The sequence below is a fragment of the Vibrio anguillarum genome (genome assembly GCF_003390515.1).
In the GTDB taxonomy this organism is placed as follows: Bacteria; Pseudomonadota; Gammaproteobacteria; order Enterobacterales; family Vibrionaceae; genus Vibrio; species Vibrio anguillarum.
The window spans coordinates 1,789,106-1,789,465 of record NZ_CP031479.1 but is presented as its reverse complement, the minus strand read 5'-3'; the positions used below and the strand labels follow the sequence as shown (position 1 = coordinate 1,789,465).

Sequence of the window (360 nt, the reverse complement as noted above, 5' to 3'; positions counted from 1 at the left end):
GATGCGAACGGCAAGTGGACCTACAACTTAGACAACACGAAAGCGGCAACGCAAGCCTTAGCGGAAGGTCACAGCGAAAAGCTCAGCTTCACCGTGCGCGTCAGCGACGACAAGGGGGCTTGGGTTGATCAAGTGGTGACCATCACCATCACCGGCACCAACGACAGCCCGGTTATCACGAACGACGCGACCCAGCTGGCTGGCAGCGTAGTGGAAGCGGGCGATTTGGATGACGGCAGCGACGTGGCGGGCACACCAAGCGCCACCGGCCAGCTTTCAGCCACCGACGTGGACAGTGACGCGACGTTGACATGGAGCGTTGAAGGCACCCCGGATACGAGCTATGGCAGCTTCAATGTC

Annotated in this window: 1 protein-coding gene; it reads left to right on the top strand. The window is 60.3% G+C overall.

All coding sequences use genetic code 11. The features are described 5' to 3' along the window. On the top strand, window positions 1-360 hold a 360-nt coding region (locus tag DD616_RS11815), incomplete at both ends, for a VCBS domain-containing protein (protein ID WP_194634438.1).